The organism is Pseudomonas sp. SJZ079, from assembly GCF_007993865.1.
GTDB lineage: Bacteria > Pseudomonadota > Gammaproteobacteria > Pseudomonadales > Pseudomonadaceae > Aquipseudomonas.
The window spans coordinates 16,218-33,774 of record NZ_VIUH01000007.1; the positions used below are offsets into that span (position 1 = coordinate 16,218).

The window sequence follows — 17,557 nt, forward strand, 5'->3', positions numbered from 1 at the left end:
GAACCATGCTCAATACGCTGCGCAAGATCGTCCAGGAAGTAAATGCCGCCAAGGACCTCAATGCGGCGTTGGGCATCATCGTGCAGCGGGTCAAGGCCGCCATGAACAGCCAGGTCTGCTCGGTCTACCTGCTCGATCCTGAGACCAATCGCTTCGTCCTGATGGCCACCGATGGCCTGAACAAACGCTCGATCGGCAAGGTCAGCATGGCGCCGAACGAAGGCCTGGTCGGCCTGGTCGGTACGCGCGAAGAACCGCTCAACCTGGAAGATGCCGCCAGCCACCCACGCTTCCGTTACTTCGCCGAAACCGGCGAGGAGCGTTACGCCTCCTTCCTCGGCTCACCGATCATCCACCACCGCCGGGTGATGGGGGTGCTGGTCATTCAGCAGAAGGAGCGTCGCCAGTTCGACGAGGGCGAGGAAGCCTTCCTGGTAACCATGAGCGCCCAGCTCGCCGGGGTCATCGCGCATGCCGAGGCGACCGGCTCGATCCGCGGTCTGGGTAAGCAGGGCAAGGGCATTCAAGAAGCCAAGTTCATCGGCGTACCGGGTTCGCCCGGTGCGGCCATCGGTACGGCGGTGGTGGTCTTGCCACCGGCCGATCTGGATGTGGTGCCGGACAAGACAGTCACCGACATCGACGCCGAACTGGCGCTGTTCCAGACTGCCCTGGAAGGGGTGCGCGAGGATATGCGCAACCTCTCGGCGAAGATGGCCACCCAACTGCGTCCAGAGGAACGGGCGCTGTTCGACGTCTACCTGATGATGTTGGAAGACGCCGCCCTGGGCAACGAAGTGGTCAAGATCATCAAGACCGGGCAGTGGGCTCAGGGCGCCTTGTGCCAGGTGGTCAGCGAACACGTCAATCGCTTCGAGTTGATGGACGACGCCTACCTGCGCGAGCGGGCGTCCGACGTCAAGGATCTCGGCCGGCGCCTGCTCGCCTACCTGCAGAAGGCTCGTCAGCAGACCCTGGAATACCCGGATAACTGCATTCTGGTCAGCGAGGAACTGTCGCCCGCGATGCTCGGCGAAGTGCCGGAAGGCAAGCTGGTCGGCCTGGTCTCGGTGCTTGGCTCGGGCAACTCGCATGTGGCGATCTTCGCCCGCGCCATGGGCATTCCCACGGTGATGGGCGCGGTCGATCTGCCCTATTCGAAGATCGACGGCATTCAACTGATCATCGACGGCTATCACGGCGAGGTGTTCACCAACCCCAGCGAGATTCTGCGCAAGCAGTACGCCGAGGTGGTCGAGGAAGAGCGCCAACTGAGTCAGGGCCTCGACGCCCTGCGCGCCTTGCCTTGCGAAACTCTGGACGGCCACCGCATGCCGCTGTGGGTCAACACCGGCCTGCTCGCCGATGTGGTGCGGGCGCAGGAGCGTGGTGCCGAAGGCGTCGGCCTGTACCGCACCGAAGTGCCGTTCATGATCAAAGAGCGCTTCCCCAGCGAGAAGGAGCAGCTGGCGATCTACCGCGAGCAGCTGGCGGCCTTCCACCCGCTGCCGGTGACCATGCGCAGTCTGGATATCGGCGGTGACAAGGCCTTGTCCTACTTCCCGATCAAGGAGGAGAACCCCTTCCTCGGCTGGCGTGGTATCCGCGTGACCCTCGATCACCCGGAAATCTTCCTGGTGCAGACCCGTGCCATGCTCAAGGCCAGCGAGGGGCTGAACAACCTGCGCATCCTGCTGCCGATGATTTCCGGTGTTCAGGAACTGGAAGAGGCGCAGCACCTGATCCATCGCGCCTGGGGTGAGGTGCGTGACGAGGGGGTGGACATCCCGTTGCCGCCCATCGGGGTGATGATCGAGATTCCCGCGGCGGTCTATCAGACCCGTGAACTGGCGCGCCAGGTGGATTTTCTCTCGGTCGGCTCGAATGACCTGACGCAGTACCTGCTGGCTGTGGATCGCAACAATCCACGGGTTGCCGACCTCTACGACTTCCTCCACCCGGCAGTGCTGCAAGCCTTGCGCAAGGTGGTCGACGACGCCCATGCCGAAGGCAAGCCGGTGAGCATCTGTGGCGAAATGGCGGGCGATCCGGCTGCGGCGGTGCTGTTGATGGCCATGGGCTTCGACAGCCTGTCGATGAACGCGACCAATTTGCCGAAGGTGAAATGGCTGCTGCGGCAGATCAGCCTGAGCAAGGCCAAGGAGCTTCTGGCTCAGCTGATGTGCAATGACACCCCGCAGGTGAACCACAGCATCCTGCAACTGGCCCTGCGCAATCTCGGGCTGGGTCGAATGATTAACCCCGCCTCGGATATCCAGGCCTAGGAGCCTGTCGGACTTGACCGTCCGTAGCGAGGGAAAGTCCGGTTTGAGTCAGTTTTGCTGATCTTTCGCGGCGAATAGCGAGCTATTTAACGAGAAAGAGCGGCAAAAATGGGCAGCTCCGGCTTTTCCGCAGTAGAGCAGTGTGAAGTCCGACAGGCTCCTGGCTCAGGCCTGGATCAGCCATCCAGGTCCAAGCTGACATCGCCCAGGTGCTTGCCGTAGGGCCCATATCTGCGCTCGACCAGTTGCCGCGAGCCGTCGGCCTTGACCAGCAACGCGGTGCTGGCGAGCGTGCCGTAGCTGCGGGTGGCGATAAAAATGCTCGAGAGTAGCCGCTCGGTGTTCATGCCGACGCCGGTGTCGGGCAGGATCGCGTCCGGCGCCTGCTGGCCGTCGTGGAGCAAGTCGAGCAGGGAGGATGCCTGCGGCTCTATCAGGCACTCGCTGAGCAGCGCCTTGCCCTTTTCGACTTTCGGCCAGGGCGTGTCCAAGTCGGCGTTGGAGAGGCCGTAAAGCCCTTCACTGAGTTGCTCAGGCACACCGGTGCGAGAACTCAACAGCCACAACTCCTGGGCGTCGCCAATCAGCAGGTTGAAGGCCGAGTACTCGCCAGCCCGCGTTGCAAGGTCGTGCAGGAAGGCCTCGGGCCCCAGCGATCCGCGGAGGAACTGCACCGGCAACTCGCCGCGTGAGCGGCCGAACGGCGGTTGGCGCGGGTCACGAATATTGGTCAGGGCGGCGAAACGTCCACCTGGGCCGATGCCCAGCCAGGTTCCCCCAGCCTGTAGGTCGCGCCCTCCATAGATATCCGCTGCGTCTTCCCAGGCAGCCAGCGGCCGGCTCGGGCGGTCATAGAACTCGTCGCGGTTGGCGGCGAGGACCAGGGGGATGTCGTGGGTGGGGCGCCAGGCGAAGACGATCAGACACATGGTTAGCTCCTTGGGTGTCGAATTTCTCCTGTATAGCACCAGCATCCCGTTCGGCGCCAATATGCAGGCAAGCGCTACGTGCGCTACGGCTTAGGCCAAGCTCCAAGAGAATCCGTTCCGCCACCGGGACAGACCGCCGTCGAGGCGCTCCAGTGGTTGGGTCAGCAACCTGGGAATAAGCTTAGACGCAGAAAGCACTTGGGGGCGACTCACCGAGTGCTGACTTGAGCAACTGTGCGGCAATGCCGAAATCGGCCGGCGGCAGGCATGAGTTACTGAAGGGTCAGTCGGCCCAGAGTGCCGGGCTGTGAGCACTACTAAGGCGGCTCAGGTGCTGGTGGTTGCCGGCGCGTTTCAGGTACGGGGCGGCGCGCATGCGCCAAGGACCCAGGAGCGGCGGCGGAGCTTTACCGTTCGGCGCCATGAGCAACCATCGCCGTCCGGTAGAGGCCGGCGTGCGCTTCCGTTACCATGCGCCTTTATCTCGGGGGGTGTAGATGGAGCTGCTGCTGTATTTGCTGCTGGGTGCTGCGGCCGGTGTGCTGGCCGGGTTGTTTGGCGTCGGCGGCGGGCTGATCATCGTGCCGGTGCTGGTGCTGAGTTTTGCCGCTCAGGGCGTCGCGCCTGAAGTGCTCACGCATTTGGCGGTAGGTACTTCGTTGGCGACCATTATCTTCACCTCGATCAATTCGGTGCTGGAGCATCAGCGCAAAGGCGCGGTGCGCTGGCCGATCTTCGCCTGGATGGCGTTGGGTATTCTTGTTGGCGCTGCGCTGGGCTCGGCGACTGCAGCGCTGATCCAAGGGCCCATGCTGCAAAAAATCATCGGCGTATTCGCCATCATCATCGCCCTGCAAATGACCTTGGAACTGAAACCCAAGGCCAGCAGCGCGGTGCCTGGCAAGCTCGGCTTGACCGCCGCCGGCGGGGTAATCGGCTGGGCTTCGGCGATTTTCGGTATCGGCGGTGGCTCGCTCAGCGTGCCCTTTCTGACCTGGCGCAGCGTGCCAATCCAGCAGGCGGTGGCCACCTCGGCGGCCTGCGGCCTGCCCATTGCCGTGGCCGGGGCATTGAGCTTCATGCTGCTGGGCTGGGACAATCCGCAACTGCCGAGCTGGAGCCTGGGGTTCGTATACCTGCCGGCGCTGGCCGGTATTGCCACCACCAGCATGTTTTTCGCACGTTTCGGCGCCCGCCTGGCGCACCGCCTGTCGCCGCGCGTGCTCAAGCGTCTGTTCGCCCTGCTGTTGTTCAGCGTGGGCCTGAATTTTTTGATTTGAGGAAGTGAAATGCTGCCCTACCCGCAGATAGACCCGGTGGCCATCGCCCTCGGCCCGTTGCAGATTCATTGGTATGGGCTGATGTACCTGGTCGGCATCGGCGGGGCCTGGCTGCTGGCGTCGCGCCGCCTGCAGGCGTTCGACCCACACTGGAACAAGGAAAAGCTCTCCGACCTGGTGTTCTGGGTGGCCATGGGGGTGATACTCGGCGGCCGTCTGGGCTATGTGCTGTTCTACGACCTGGAAGCCTATCTGGCCCAGCCCAGCCTGATCCTGCAGGTGTGGAAGGGCGGCATGTCGTTCCATGGCGGCTTTATCGGGGTGATGCTGGCGACCTGGTGGTTCGGCAGTCGCAACGACAAGAGCTTCTTCCAGCTGATGGACTTTATCGCGCCACTGGTGCCCATCGGCCTGGGCGCCGGGCGCATCGGCAACTTCATCAATGCCGAACTCTGGGGCAAGGCCACCGACCTGCCCTGGGCCATGGTCTTCCCGACTGACCCGCAACAGTTGGCGCGGCATCCGTCGCAGCTGTATCAGTTCGCCCTGGAAGGCCTGGCGCTGTTCGCCATCCTCTGGTTCTATTCGCGCAAACCACGCCCGACCATGGCGGTCTCGGGCATGTTCGCCCTGAGTTACGGGATCTTCCGCTTTATCGTCGAGTTCGTCCGAGTGCCGGACGCCCAGCTCGGCTACCTGGCCTGGGGCTGGCTGACCATGGGCCAGGTACTCAGCCTGCCGATGGTCTTGGTCGGCATCGGCCTGATCGCCTGGGCCTATCGCCGGCAAACCGCCGAGGGAGCCGCGCAATGAAGCAGTACCTCGACCTGATGCGCCTGGTGCGCGACACCGGCACCTTCAAGAGCGACCGCACCGGCACCGGCACCTACAGCCTGTTCGCCCAGCAGATGCGCTTCGACCTGGCGGCGGGCTTTCCCTTGGTCACCACCAAGAAGTGTCACCTGAAATCGATCATTCACGAGCTGCTGTGGTTCCTCCAGGGCGACACCAACATCAAGTACCTGAAGGATAACGGCGTCAGAATCTGGGACGAGTGGGCCGACGAGAACGGCGACCTCGGCCCGGTCTACGGCTACCAGTGGCGCAACTGGCCGGCGCCCAACGGCGAGTCGGTCGACCAGATCGCCAAGCTGATCGAGATGATCAAGAAGAACCCGGATTCACGTCGCCTGATCGTCTCCGCCTGGAACCCGGCACTGGTCGAGCAGATGGCCCTGCCGCCGTGCCACGCGCTGTTTCAGTTCTACGTGGCGGACGGCAAGCTGAGCTGTCAGCTGTACCAGCGCTCGGCGGATATCTTCCTCGGCGTGCCCTTCAACATCGCCAGCTATGCGCTGCTGACCCTGATGGTCGCCCAGGTCTGCGGCCTGCAGCCGGGCGAGTTCATCTGGACCGGCGGCGACTGCCACCTGTACGCCAACCACCTCGAACAGGCCGACCTGCAACTGACGCGCGAGCCGCTGCCGCTGCCGCGCATGCAACTCAACCCGGCAGTAAAGGACATCTTCGCCTTCAAGTTCGAAGACTTCGAATTGGTCGGTTACCAGGCGCACCCGCATATCCCCGCGCCCGTGGCGGTCTGAGCCCGACAGTCGCCTAGGCGCGATCGCGCGCCCAGGTGCTATGGATAGAGAGGCTCGGGCCAGACCTTAGGCTGATCTTTGTTACCCTGGGGTCTTTGTGTACCGGGGAGATCGTTGCTTATGCCGAGAATTCTGAGCGTTTTGCTGCTGTTGTTGCTGGCGCTGCCGAGCTGGGCCGTCGACTCGCAGGCACCGTTGTTGCGGGTGGGCATCACCGAAGTGCCGCCGTTCGTGATCCATGAAGAAAGTGGCAACTGGCGCGGCATCAGCATCGACCTGTGGAAGGATATCGCCGAGAAGGCCGGTTACCGCTATGAGCTGCAGCCGCTGCCGTTCGAGCAGTTGCTGCCCGCTCTGGAGGCCGGCACGCTGGACGTGGTGGTCGGTGCCCTGACCATGACCGCCGAACGCGAGGAGCGCTTCGACTTCACCCATCCGTTCTATCAAACCGGGCTGGCCATCGCGGTGCCCAGGGGCGGTGATGGCAGTGGCTGGAATACAGTCAAGGGGCTGCTCTCCTGGCAGTTCGTCAGCCTGGTGCTGGGCCTCGCGGCGTTGATGCTGCTAGTCGGCGCAGTGCTCTGGATGTTCGAGCGGCGACACAATCGCGAGCAGTTTGGCGGCACCCCGGCGCAGGGTTTGGGTTCGAGCTTCTGGTGGGCGGCGGTGACCATGACCACTGTGGGTTATGGCGACAAGGCCCCGGTCACCCTGGGCGGCCGGCTGATCGCCTTGGTCTGGATGTTTGCCGGCTTGATCATGGTGTCGACCTTTACCGCGGCGGTCGCCAGCGCCCTGACCGTGGGCAATCTGCAGGGCGGTATCCAGGGCGTCGATGACCTGCGTCGGGCCAACGTGGCGACCATCGACAAAACCGTCAGCGCGCGTTATCTGGAGGGCCGGCGGATTCGCCACAGCAGCTATCCGAACCTGCTCAGCGCCATGCAGGCGGTGCAGCAAGGTGAGTCGGATGCGGTGGTCTACGACCTGCCGATTTTGCAGTATCGCAATGCCGAACTGGAGGGGGGCGGTCTGCGGGTGCTCTCGGGCACCTTCGAGAATCAGGCCTATGCCTTCGCCGTAGCCAGCGGCAGCCCCTATCGCGAGCCTCTCAGTCAGGAGATCCTGCGGGTCACCGGCAGCGACGACTGGGGCAAGCTGCTGGAGTTGTACCTGGGAAGGCCCTGAGCGGGTATTTACAAATTACTGCGCTCGGCCATGCTGCGTTGAAATCAGCCTCTGAGATGAGGTGAAAAAAGCCTCGGCCACTGCGACCGTCTCCGGCGGCCCGCTGCTGACAATGCGCTACGCAAAAAATGGCAGCACATCAGATTGCCCCCGCGTGGCGCACGACTAGCTAGCGACCGCCCGGGATGACCATCTCGCGCATACCGAACTCATTCGGCGCCACGCCCTCGTGAAGATCCGTGGGTTAGGCGCCTGGCACAAGGCTATTGGCTGTTACCCGGTCAGTTGCGCCGTAACCCACCATGATCAGCACGCCGACCGCCACTTGGTGGGTTACGCGGTGCGCCAAAGATGCAGTTGATTTTCAGCCCTATGACCTGCACCGCTAACCCACCCTTCTATGAATGATTTGTTGTCAAGCATCTTCCACAATTCGATTCATATTCCTCCAACCACTGAACGTTGAGCCAATGTAGCTGGGCACTCTTTGCGTGAGACCTGGCGTCTCACCACCTTCTATCCGTTGGCGTCTCTGGCCAACCATATCCTGCATGCGCGCTGTGCTCAGGAGTGCCGTTTAAAAACACGCCCCATCTACTGAATCGGTCGCCTTGTGCTACCCGGGTGGGCTACGGGCGTGTTAACTGCGTTGACTCGTTCAGCGTTGTTGTCTCGTTGATCCCGAACCGCGTTCTAAGCAACCGCTTTTAGCTGCGAGCCTTCTGGCGGAACCCCCCGTTCCAGATAACGCCACAGGGTAATCAGCAAGCGCCTGGCCAGCGCAACGATGGCCACCCGTCGGCTGCGCTTGCTGTCGCCCTGAACCTTGCTGGCAAACCAGCGACTCAGCGCGCTGCCCGGCTGGTAACGCAGCCACATCCAGGCCAGTTCGACCAGCAAGGCGCGCACCCGGCGGTTGCCCTGCTTGCTGATGCCCTGATCCTTGCGCATCGTTCCGCTGTCGTAGGGCTGCGGAACCAGCCCGACACAGGCACCCAACTGGCGAGCATTGGCGAAGTGGCGCCAGAACAGTTCCAGCACCAGGCACTGGGCGCTCACCGGACCCACGCCGCGCAGTTGCACCAGCTGTGTGAGCTGCGCCTGCTGCTGGACGCTGAAGCGTTCTGCCCGTTCCTGCTCCAGCTGCTTTAGCTGGTCGCGGGCTTGCTGCCAACGCGTCAATTCGCGTTGCAGCCGCACCAGCAGGGTGGCGCCCAATGGCTCGCCTTCCCAGTCGCGCAACTCACCGTTCGCCAGACGCTGGGCAAACCGCCTGTCCAACTTCTCCCAGCAGCCTTGTGTGACCAGGAGCTTCACCATGCGGTCGCGGTGCTGCTGCATCTCGCGCTGCAGCTGCTCCCGCTCGCGCCCCCAGTGCCGGCTGTCTTCCTGGGCGACACTGGGCTGGCGAACCACCCGAAAGCGTTGCTGCTCGCCCCGCAACCAGCCCAGCAGAGCCTCCACCAGGCGGCACGCATCCAGTCGGTCGGTCTTCGCCCGCCGCGCCTTGCGTTCCACCGGCAAGCTCGCCGCATCGATGATCAGCGTCTCGATACCCTGCGCCGCCAACGCCCGCTGGATCCAGAAACCGTCCTGCCCGGACTCGTACAGCACCACCACCCGCACGTCCTCGGATAGCGCCCACCGCGCCCGGGCGTCTTCGAGCAAGGCCAGCACCTGCCCCAGGCGAGCCAGCGGCTGTTGCGCATCGGCATTCTTGATCCGTGGGTTATGCCGGGCATCGCTCAGCGCCACTTTCCAACTGGCCTTGGACAACTCCAAGGCCACTGCCAAAACCCGGTCGTCCGTTCTATGCTGTGCGTCGTAGGTCGTCCGCATGTCGATTCCTCCTCTGGGAAAAGGCCAACCACTTCTATCGCCTTTAAGAATCGACGTGCGGATGACCTTTTGCATAGGATCTACAAAAGCTGCGGCCAACACGTTACTGGGACATAGCCGTAGGGAATGCCGAAGGTGCGGCTCGATGCCCCCGGCGACGGTCAGCTCTGCATACGCAGCTGGATAAATTGGCCCACGCTCTTATCGACAAGCTTCGTTGCCCCGCAATGCTCAAGCGCTGCGACCCGGACTTCGGAGAATTCTACGATCTGTACTTGCATGATGATGGTCCTGGAAAACTGAGGGGTGACGAACACCAAATGCCAGGTCTGCCGGTTCGACTCCTTCCTGAACGCACTCGGAGCCATACCAAACGCTGAAAAGTGGACGGACTTAAATAGGGCGGACGTTTAGAACAGAAAATAATTCTGCCCCCTTTGGCCGACGAACCCAGCCAAGACTGAATACAATGTGTGCACGATTATCCCGGGCCATGAATATGGCTGCACCGGACAAGGAACTCGCCTCCATGGCCTCCCCAGATAAACAGAAAAAACGCGCCCAGCGGGCCAAGACCAAGGCCAAGCAGAACCGTTCGGGCAAGTCCCAAGCCCATGTCGTACACCCGCTGCTGGCCAACCCGCTGATCAACGAACCGTTCGATGATGTCGAAATCGACCTGAGCACCTTCGATTTCAAAGACATCGAAGAGAACGGTTTCGACCCGGCGCACTTCGACGACCTGTTCCAGGCGATGAAAGTCGGCGAAGGCATCAGCCTGCTAGCGATGTGCCTAGTGTTCCTGCAATACCCGGTGTTGGAGCTGGTGGTCGCTGAGGAGGCCGAAGACGCGGCCACCGACTTCATGATGGGCCTGCTGATTACCTATCGCGGGATCTTCCACGATGAAGACGAAGACACGGCAGTGGAATGGATCGGCGGCGACGCCTTCCAGAATGCCTACAACGAAGCGTCGATGATCCTGCAGAAGAAGAACGCTCGCGGCTCCGGCGCCCGCGCTTAAAGAGGGAAAGCAGGAGCGGGGACGGATTTATTTATAGGGCGGGCGGTCCGTTTGTGGCTGGAACCAGTCAGTTGTGACCGGCAGGAACCGGCCAGGAAAAGACCGTCAATGGCGATGCCGAAAGTGGGGCATTGATAGGGCTCCGCAGGGATAGGGACGCGAGGCGGATTTGCTTCGGATAGAGTAATATCGGCGCGCTCGTTTATACGGCGCAATTCGCTGCTTTAGTTGAATATCTACAAGTTGTGCCAATTTTTCAGAGTGCGCTATACGCAGTGCTGATGAAGTGGGATAAGGAAGCCGACGATAAATTAGGCGATGCCTTGGGAGGGGCGATGACTGATTCTTCAAATACTCAAAACTTGCAGCAAGAAGATCTCTTCTATGAAGACAGATTTCTTGAGAGTTGGGCCGGCTCTATCATCACCAATCCCAGCACGGCCATTGTTGAACTTGTCGCCAACTGCTGGGATGCATACGCCACCGAAGTCAGCATAAGTTGGCCCGACCCGAAGAAGAACAAGAAATTTTCCATCTCTGACAATGGAAAGGGTATGACCCGCGAAGAGTTTGATTACATCTGGCGGGCCATGTCCTATAACCGTATCACCAAGGGGGGCGCCACAACGGCACCGCCACCAGGTGTAGAAGGTATTCCGCGCTACGTATTCGGCAAGAATGGCAAGGGCCGATTCGCAAGCTTTTGCCTCACCCAAAACTACCAGATTACTTCGATCAAAGAAGGTCAGAAATTCGTCTACAAGGTCAGCAGGACACCCAACAAGCCTCTTATCACTGAGCTCGTGGAGTTCGTTGATAACGGTGTAGAGGGACATGGAACAACAATCACGGGTGAAGGTGAAATCCGTCAGATCAACCTGTCCGTAGAGCAGGTACGTGAGCTTTTGGGTGGTCGGTTTCTTGCAAATCCTTCTTTCAAGGTGATCTTGAACGGCACTCCCATTTCGTTTGCCGACATCAGCAAGTCGTCCCTTTCTATCGTGGACGTTGAGGTGCCCGATTACGGCACGGTCAAGATCTATCACATTGACACCCGCAAGGCCGACAAGACGACGAAGCAGCACGGCATCGCGTGGTGGGTCATGAATCGTGCTGTGGGTGAATGCCGTTGGCGAGGTGCTGATGTTGAACGCATTCTTGACGGTAGGACCGAAAAGGCCAAGCGTTTCACCTTTATCGTTCAGGCTGACTTCCTCAATAAGGAAAACGCCGTCAAGGAAGACTGGTCAGGCTTCGTTGAAAAGAACTTGGCATGGGACGTGACCAGGCCAATCGTCCAAGACAAGATTCGGGAGATCATTGACAACACCAGTGCGGCCGAACGCGAAGACAAGCGTAGTGCTGTCCTTGAGAGGGTGGGGCAGTCGGTCAACGCCCTTCCTCTTTTGGGCAAGGATCGTGTCACCACGTTCGTCAATGAAGTTGTGGATACCTGCCCGAATTTCGGTGAGCAGGAGATCGTGCAACTGGCAGGCATTCTGGCGAAGCTGGAAAAGAGCAAGTCGCAGTATGGTTTGCTAGAAATCCTGCACAACCAAGACCCGCATGATCTGGATGCCCTTCACGAAGTCCTGAGCCAGTGGACCATTGGCATGGCGAAGGTCGTCCTTGACGAAATTCAGGGCCGTCTGAAGGTCATTAATGAACTTCGTATCAAGATTCAGGTTGCAGGCATCGATGAGGTCAAGGAGCTCCAGCCGCTCTTTGCCAAAGGCCTGTGGATGTTCGGAGACAAGTTTGAATCTATCCACTTCACGTCCAACAAAGGAATGACGACGGTCATCCGCGAGTTGTTTGACGGTAAGGCCGACAAGGCTTCATTGAATCGGCCAGATTTTGTGATTCGCGGTGATGGCAGCACTGGCTTCTACTCCCTTCCATCCTACAACGAAGATCACCAAGAGGTGGGCGTGGGTCACCTTGTCATTGTTGATCTGAAGACCACCAAACTTTCACTCGGGTCCAAGGAAAAGGAGCAGATTTGGAAGTATGTGAAAGAATTGAAGAAGAAGGGGTATATCCAGCCTGAGACGCGGGTTGATGGCTTTGTTCTTGGGGATCAGATTGAGAGTGGTGAGGGTGGCACCCGCACCGAAGACAACGACAGGGTTAAGATTCAACCATTACTGTATAGCATTATCTTGAATCGGGCCGAACAGCGCCTTCTGAAGCTCTATGACAAGGTAAAAGAAGCTCCATTCCTTGTGGCGCAGCAGGAAGAGTTGAGCAAGTTCATTGAGCCCATTGCCGTGCAGCAGATTGGGCTGCTGGAAGCGGAATTAATGGTGGCAAAGTGACTACTTCCGTCAATTGGATCGCTGCCTACAACTACCTTTTTTCGACATTGAACAGCGAGAACAAGGCGTTGTACGTCGGCGGTGCCACGTTTTGCCGGATGGTCCAGCAGATCGACCCTGGCTCACCCAGTTACCAACAACTCTTGCCATTGAGGCAAAGTCAAGGCAAGTCCAGTTCTCGCAAGGACTTCTACTGGGATCTCATACAGGGGCTTTCAGAGCCTCAGCGGTTCAGTCTCTATCGCTTGTTCGTCGATCACATTGAGTCACATGACAAGGCACAGGCGGATGCGATCAGAGACCTTGTTTTCGGTGGTGGCCGCGCTGTGCCCACTACTGTTGTGCCCGTTGATCTATGGAACTCGGAAAAGTTGAATAACAGCCTCACCGACATTGATCGGGCCATTGACGCCCACCACTACAACCGGGCTACGACACTGAGTTACACCTGTCTTGAAGGACTTTACAAAGCGTACGTTCGCAAGCATGTTCCTCAGCAAGAAGGGCTGACCGATCTCATGCCGTTATGTAAAGTGGTGAAGGACGACATCAGCAAAAAGCTTCAAGCCCAAGGCCCGTTTCCCATTGAGATCGTCAATGCCATGCCGACACTGACAAATGCGATAGCGAACTCACGCAACGGTTTCAGTGAATCTCACTTTGGGGATAATTCCCAAAGGTGGCTTGCCCTCTTTGCTCGGGATCTGACCAACTCCATTGGTCGCCTCATGCTCAACTTTATCTGAGACCTAAGGGCTTCATCTATGAAGAGGAAAATGACTGGTGTCAATTAAAGAGAAAGCTGATAATGAAGAGCCAGTTGTTCTTCTGCGCCCTGAGAACACCAATAAAAAGTACGAAGCCTTGTTCTTGGAGATTGACTCCGGTCAGACCAAGCTGCCGATGTTTCAGCGGGAGTTCGTCTGGGATAAGGAGCAAAGTGCCAAGCTGATTGATAGTGTCCTCAAAGGTTATCCGATAGGAACTTTCATTTTCTGGAAGACCAAAGAAGCTTTGAGGTCTGTTAAGGATATCGGCAACCATAAGCTGCCTGAGACCCCCAAGGGGGACTACGCTCAATATATTCTTGACGGGCAGCAGCGGATCACCTCTCTCTATGCAATTCGCAAGGGCATTCGTATTTCAAAAGATGGCAAGGAAATCAATTACCGAGATATCTATGTGAATCTCGACTATGATCCATTGAATGATGAGCAGATCGTCACAAGTCATAAAGAAGATGACAAGGTCTACGTTTCGGTGCACGAGCTTCTCACGCAGAAAATGGGTGAGTTGTTCAAGCAAGTAGGCGCCAATAAGGCGGATCTTGTTGAAGAATACAAGACCAAGCTGACTACATACGACTTTGCCACTATCACCATTAAGGACTATCCGATAGACATTGCTTGCGATGTCTTCTCTCGCATCAATACGGGCGGCAAGCCATTGACCCTTTTCGAAATTATGGTTGCCATGACCTATGATGAAGCGAAGGGTTTTGATTTGGCTTTGAAGTACGATGAGCTTATTAATGGGAGCGATGAGTTAGACAAGAGTCTCGCTAAGGCAAAATTTGACACTGTTCCAGCCGCGACGGTTCTTCAGGCAGTTGCTGCTATCACTACAGATAGCGTCAGGGCAAAAGATATTCTGAAAATTCGCCGTGATAAGTTCATTGGAAACTGGGGGGCTATGGTGTCCTCTATGTTTACGGCGGTGGATTTCATCAGAACGAAGCTGCACGTGCCCGTTTCCCAGCTTCTTCCTTACGCTGCTCTACTGGTTCCATTTACATATTTTTTCCATAAAAACGGCAACAAACGACCCTCCGAGATTCAGGCAAAGTTGCTAAAGCAGTTTTTCTACTGGGTTGGATTGAACTGGCGGTACAGTGGATCTACCGAGACAAAGATAGCTGAAGATCTGAAGAAAATGATTGCCATCATCAAGGAAAAATCTCCCAAGTATCCTGCGGAGGAGCTATCGGTATCTGCTGAGGATATTGCCGAGACTTGGTTCTCGGCAGGTAACTCCAACGTCAAAGCAATCCTGTGTCTATTAGCCTCGCAAAAGCCCCGAAATCTTGATGATGATAGTGATGTGATTCTTGATAACTCAAACTTGAAGATTGCCTCAAGTCGAAATTATCATCACTTTTTCCCGAAGGCTTACGTGAATAAGCACTTCAAGGGCTTCGAGCCAAATATGGTTGCCAATATTACGCTGATTGATGCGGCCTCAAACAATAAAATTCGGGCAAAGGCTCCGAGCTTTTATGTTGGTGAGTTTAAAGGCTCCAATTCCAAACTGGCCTCATCCTTGAGGTCACATCTTATTGGTAATCAGCGGAATTTTGGTGTTCTTGATGACGACTACAATAAGTTCATTAACAAACGATCAGCCGCTATTGCTGAAGCCTTAAATGAGGCGCTAAATCCAGAGCTCTAACTGGCAAGGCTTTAGCATCCTACGAACCGAACGTACGTTTCCCCAATTTCCCGCCCGTCCGGATTGGGTCGGTATCAGCCGGTCGAGAATGGCCGTTGGCCGTCTCTCGCTTACACCCGCGCCTGATCATCCTGAGCAAGTCATAAATGGGGCGGTAATCCCCCCTGAAATCAGTACTCGTCAGAAGTAGAATTTTCTCCTAATCGGATCAAGGAAATTTTGCGTGAAGACATCGCGTTTTTCGGACAGCCAAATCATCGCCATCCTCAAGCAGGCCGAAGTCGGCAGCCCAGTCCCGGAGCTGTGCCGCGAGCATGGCATTAGCTCGGCGACCTTCTACAAGTGGCGCGCCAAGTTCGGCGGTATGGACGCCTCGTTGATGGCTCGGCTGCGAGAGTTGGAGGAGGAGAACCGTCGCCTCAAGAAGATGTATGCCGAAGAGCGCCTGAAGGCCGAAATCATCCAGGAGGCGATGGCAAAAAAGTGGTGAAGCCATCTCGGCGGCGAGAGATGGCGCAGCAGGCCGTTCACTCCGGCCGGGTCAGTATCAAACAGGCATGCCTGGTCTTCGGTGTCAGCGTTACCTGCTATCGCTACCAGCCTCGGTTGTCCTCGGAGAATGCCGAGATCGCCGATCACCTGATCCGGCTTACGCACAACCAGCGCAACTGGGGTTTTGGCTTGTGCTTCCTGTACCTACGCAACGTGAAAGGCTATCGCTGGAATCACAAGCGGGTGTATCGGATCTATCGGGAGCTGGAGCTTAACCTGCGGATCAAACCGCGCAAACGCATCGTGCGGGAGAAGCCCGAGCCCCTGGCGGTGCCAGAGGCGATCAATCACTGCTGGTCGATGGACTTCATGCACGATCAGTTGGCCGATGGCCGCAGCTTCCGCCTGTTCAATCTGATCGACGACTTCAACCGCGAAGCCCTGACCATGGATATCGACCTGTCACTGCCCGCTGAGCGCGTGGTGCGTGCACTGGATCAGGTCATCGAGTGGCGCGGCAAGCCGCAAGTCATCCGCAGCGATAACGGCCCGGAGTACATCAGCAGCAAGCTACTGCTGTGGGCTGAAAAGCACGGCATTCGTTTGGAGCATATCCAGCCTGGAAACCCACAGCAGAATGCCTATGTTGAGCGCTACAACCGCACGGTGCGTTACGACTGGCTGGGGCATTACTTGTTCGCGTCCATCGACGAAGTGCAGGAGCATGCAACTCGCTGGGTGTGGACATACAATCACGAACGGCCAAACATGGCCCTGGGAGGCATCACCCCCAAACAGAAGTTGGCCCTCGCGGCCTAACATCTACTTCTGGCGAGCACTAAAAATGGGGGGATTACCGGGCGGCCTACTCCAAAGTGGACATCCACAGTGCCGCTCCGACATCTGGCAGAGCGGACGATAGTTGGTGACTGGCCTGTCGGCCATAGCGACATTGGTTGAGTTCGACCGACGATGGCCGCAGTTGCGGCCTTCCTTTGGCGAGTGGTCATTAATTCTTTGGATCTTGCCCATCGCTCTTTGCCGGGCTAGAGTGCGCTGGTCACGGTCAATCCCGTGGCCGGGTGTAGGAACCCGATCCAAACCAAGGCGCGTAGCGCCATAGCCGTAAGCAGCAGGCGCTTTTTTTATGCCCGCTGTTTTCGTGCAGTTATGGCGGGCCGTGCAAGGCAGGCTTCGGCCTGGCCGGTGTCCTTGGTTGCCGGTTTCCTACCCTTGTACGGTCCGCCACCCTTACCCGTAGGAAGGTCGGTTGGCGGCTCCTTAATCGAACCAAGGAGCATAAGGAAAATGCGCTATCCCCCTTTTACCCAAGGGCTCCGCCCTGGGCTGTCCGTCCTGTCGTCTATCTCCAGCCTGGAGGTGCGTCATGACTAGATCCAACCCTACTGTTATCCCCTTCCCGAAACGTGTTGGTCCGCTCGACTGCAGCGCTGCAACGGCCTGTCACTTTCAGGCGGCGGCCGAGTTGAGGGTGGCGATGTTGCACAAGTTGTTCTCGGTTTTGGCTCGCTCGGAGGTGAATACGTCCGCTGCAAAGGAATTGCACAAGCTCTGCCAGAACGCCCGCGAGATGCTCAACGACTTGGTGGTGCTGTACCGCAGTTCGTTGGCGCAGGCTCAGGGGAGGGCTGGCGATGAATAAGCCCTTTACCAGCTACCTGGCCAGCCATGACGGCCAGTGCAGCGCGGTGATCAAGTGGTCGGTGGATTGCGAGCAGGCTTTCGACAGGGGTGTGGCCTGCGCCCAGACCTGGCTGAGCCACGACGACACCGGCTGGCTGTGGGCCAACCTGATTCTCGAGCGCGATGTCTTGCCCGCAGGGGTGCAGCGCCGCGCCTTCGAGGTCGGTTTCCTTAGCCGGGTGCACCAGCGTTTGTGTTCGCCATACGGTGGCAGTCACCAGGCCCGGAAAACCTGCCTGCAGCTCTGAACATGTAGGGCGTTACTCGCCGCAGGCAATACGCCAACACTTGGCGGCTGCGGTGAGGCCGCCCGATCTAACGTGCGCAAGTTGCTGCGCAATCGGGGCTTTGATTGCGAAACACTGCATAGATCGGAAGCTTCCGATTGCGCCACGCCGTCCCATTGCGGCAAGGTCTTGGCCCTGCCGTAACCGATAAGGAGATTG

The 17,557-nt window shown here is 58.4% G+C and carries 14 protein-coding genes and 1 pseudogene; 12 read left to right on the plus strand and 3 right to left on the minus strand.

Going from position 1 to position 17,557, the window contains the following annotated elements; genetic code table 11:
- Positions 1-5 precede the first annotated feature (5 nt).
- Positions 6-2,285: a phosphoenolpyruvate--protein phosphotransferase gene (ptsP, locus tag FBY03_RS08780; protein ID WP_147171817.1), complete on the plus strand. Its 2,280-nt coding sequence runs from the start codon at positions 6-8 to the stop codon at positions 2,283-2,285.
- 176 nt (positions 2,286-2,461) lie between these two features.
- Here ptsP and FBY03_RS08785 read toward each other — a convergent pair whose 3' ends face one another.
- Entirely contained in the window at positions 2,462-3,214 is a 753-nt protein-coding gene (locus FBY03_RS08785; RefSeq protein WP_147171818.1) for an NRDE family protein, read from the minus strand.
- Between the two features lie 497 nt (positions 3,215-3,711).
- On the opposite strand from FBY03_RS08785, the gene FBY03_RS08790 reads away from it, so the two are divergent.
- The 4 genes from FBY03_RS08790 to FBY03_RS08805 all read left to right on the plus strand — a co-directional run bounded on the left by FBY03_RS08790 (position 3,712) and on the right by FBY03_RS08805 (position 7,286).
- Complete coding sequence (locus tag FBY03_RS08790) at positions 3,712-4,494, plus strand: sulfite exporter TauE/SafE family protein (RefSeq protein ID WP_147171819.1); 783 nt, start codon at positions 3,712-3,714, stop codon at positions 4,492-4,494.
- 9 nt (positions 4,495-4,503) lie between these two features.
- Positions 4,504-5,307 (plus strand): prolipoprotein diacylglyceryl transferase, encoded by an 804-nt coding sequence (gene lgt / locus FBY03_RS08795; protein WP_147171820.1) that lies wholly within the window; start codon positions 4,504-4,506, stop codon positions 5,305-5,307.
- The gene (locus tag FBY03_RS08800; RefSeq protein ID WP_147171821.1) at positions 5,304-6,098 is read left to right on the plus strand and encodes a thymidylate synthase; all 795 of its coding nucleotides are present in this window, start codon (positions 5,304-5,306) and stop codon (positions 6,096-6,098) included. Before lgt ends, FBY03_RS08800 begins: the two co-directional genes overlap by 4 nt.
- Positions 6,099-6,218: 120 nt before the next feature.
- Positions 6,219-7,286: a transporter substrate-binding domain-containing protein gene (locus tag FBY03_RS08805; RefSeq protein WP_147171822.1), complete on the plus strand. Its 1,068-nt coding sequence runs from the start codon at positions 6,219-6,221 to the stop codon at positions 7,284-7,286.
- Positions 7,287-7,979: 693 nt separating this feature from the next.
- Here FBY03_RS08805 and FBY03_RS08810 read toward each other — a convergent pair.
- Complete coding sequence (locus FBY03_RS08810; protein ID WP_147171823.1) at positions 7,980-9,125, minus strand: IS110 family transposase; 1,146 nt, start codon at positions 9,123-9,125, stop codon at positions 7,980-7,982.
- A gap of 164 nt (positions 9,126-9,289) precedes the next feature.
- Positions 9,290-9,502, minus strand: a pseudogene (locus FBY03_RS23225) (AraC family transcriptional regulator); the annotation flags it as partial.
- A 152-nt stretch (positions 9,503-9,654) separates the two neighbouring features.
- On the opposite strand from FBY03_RS23225, the gene FBY03_RS08820 reads away from it, so the two are divergent.
- The 7 genes from FBY03_RS08820 (at position 9,655) to FBY03_RS08850 (ending at position 17,359) form a co-directional block, all read left to right on the plus strand.
- A complete protein-coding gene (locus tag FBY03_RS08820) occupies positions 9,655-10,149 on the plus strand; it encodes a hypothetical protein (RefSeq protein WP_147171824.1) in 495 nt (164 codons plus the stop codon).
- Between the two features lie 281 nt (positions 10,150-10,430).
- A complete protein-coding gene (locus FBY03_RS08825; RefSeq protein ID WP_256677895.1) occupies positions 10,431-12,467 on the plus strand; it encodes an ATP-binding protein in 2,037 nt (678 codons plus the stop codon).
- Positions 12,464-13,213: a hypothetical protein gene (locus FBY03_RS08830; RefSeq protein ID WP_147171825.1), complete on the plus strand. Its 750-nt coding sequence runs from the start codon at positions 12,464-12,466 to the stop codon at positions 13,211-13,213. The genes FBY03_RS08825 and FBY03_RS08830 overlap by 4 nt, the downstream gene beginning before the upstream one ends.
- Positions 13,214-13,250: 37 nt before the next feature.
- A complete protein-coding gene (locus tag FBY03_RS08835) occupies positions 13,251-14,915 on the plus strand; it encodes a DUF262 domain-containing protein (RefSeq protein ID WP_147171826.1) in 1,665 nt (554 codons plus the stop codon).
- 223 nt (positions 14,916-15,138) lie between these two features.
- Positions 15,139-16,226, plus strand: a protein-coding gene (locus FBY03_RS08840; RefSeq protein ID WP_147171827.1) for an IS3 family transposase whose coding sequence is annotated in 2 segments (ribosomal slippage) — positions 15,139-15,391 and positions 15,391-16,226 — 1,089 coding nt in all. Because the reading frame shifts where the segments join, the coding sequence is not laid out codon by codon here.
- Between the two features lie 568 nt (positions 16,227-16,794).
- Positions 16,795-17,070, plus strand: a complete 276-nt coding sequence (locus FBY03_RS08845; RefSeq protein ID WP_147171828.1) for a hypothetical protein — start codon at positions 16,795-16,797, stop codon at positions 17,068-17,070.
- Positions 17,063-17,359: a LasR-specific antiactivator QslA gene (locus FBY03_RS08850; RefSeq protein ID WP_147171829.1), complete on the plus strand. Its 297-nt coding sequence runs from the start codon at positions 17,063-17,065 to the stop codon at positions 17,357-17,359. The genes FBY03_RS08845 and FBY03_RS08850 overlap by 8 nt, the downstream gene beginning before the upstream one ends.
- Positions 17,360-17,557 lie beyond the last annotated feature (198 nt).

What these genes read in the sequence shown, in the direction of transcription:
- ptsP (WP_147171817.1), top strand. Translation starts at nt 6, where the DNA reads ATGCTCAATACGCTGCGCAAGATCGTCCAGGAAGTAAATGCCGCCAAG.
- FBY03_RS08785 (WP_147171818.1), bottom strand. Translation starts at nt 3,214, where the DNA reads ATGTGTCTGATCGTCTTCGCCTGGCGCCCCACCCACGACATCCCCCTG.
- FBY03_RS08790 (WP_147171819.1), top strand. Translation starts at nt 3,712, where the DNA reads ATGGAGCTGCTGCTGTATTTGCTGCTGGGTGCTGCGGCCGGTGTGCTG.
- lgt (WP_147171820.1), top strand. Translation starts at nt 4,504, where the DNA reads ATGCTGCCCTACCCGCAGATAGACCCGGTGGCCATCGCCCTCGGCCCG.
- FBY03_RS08800 (WP_147171821.1), top strand. Translation starts at nt 5,304, where the DNA reads ATGAAGCAGTACCTCGACCTGATGCGCCTGGTGCGCGACACCGGCACC.
- FBY03_RS08805 (WP_147171822.1), top strand. Translation starts at nt 6,219, where the DNA reads ATGCCGAGAATTCTGAGCGTTTTGCTGCTGTTGTTGCTGGCGCTGCCG.
- FBY03_RS08810 (WP_147171823.1), bottom strand. Translation starts at nt 9,125, where the DNA reads ATGCGGACGACCTACGACGCACAGCATAGAACGGACGACCGGGTTTTG.
- FBY03_RS08820 (WP_147171824.1), top strand. Translation starts at nt 9,655, where the DNA reads ATGGCCTCCCCAGATAAACAGAAAAAACGCGCCCAGCGGGCCAAGACC.
- FBY03_RS08825 (WP_256677895.1), top strand. Translation starts at nt 10,431, where the DNA reads ATGAAGTGGGATAAGGAAGCCGACGATAAATTAGGCGATGCCTTGGGA.
- FBY03_RS08845 (WP_147171828.1), top strand. Translation starts at nt 16,795, where the DNA reads ATGACTAGATCCAACCCTACTGTTATCCCCTTCCCGAAACGTGTTGGT.
- FBY03_RS08850 (WP_147171829.1), top strand. Translation starts at nt 17,063, where the DNA reads ATGAATAAGCCCTTTACCAGCTACCTGGCCAGCCATGACGGCCAGTGC.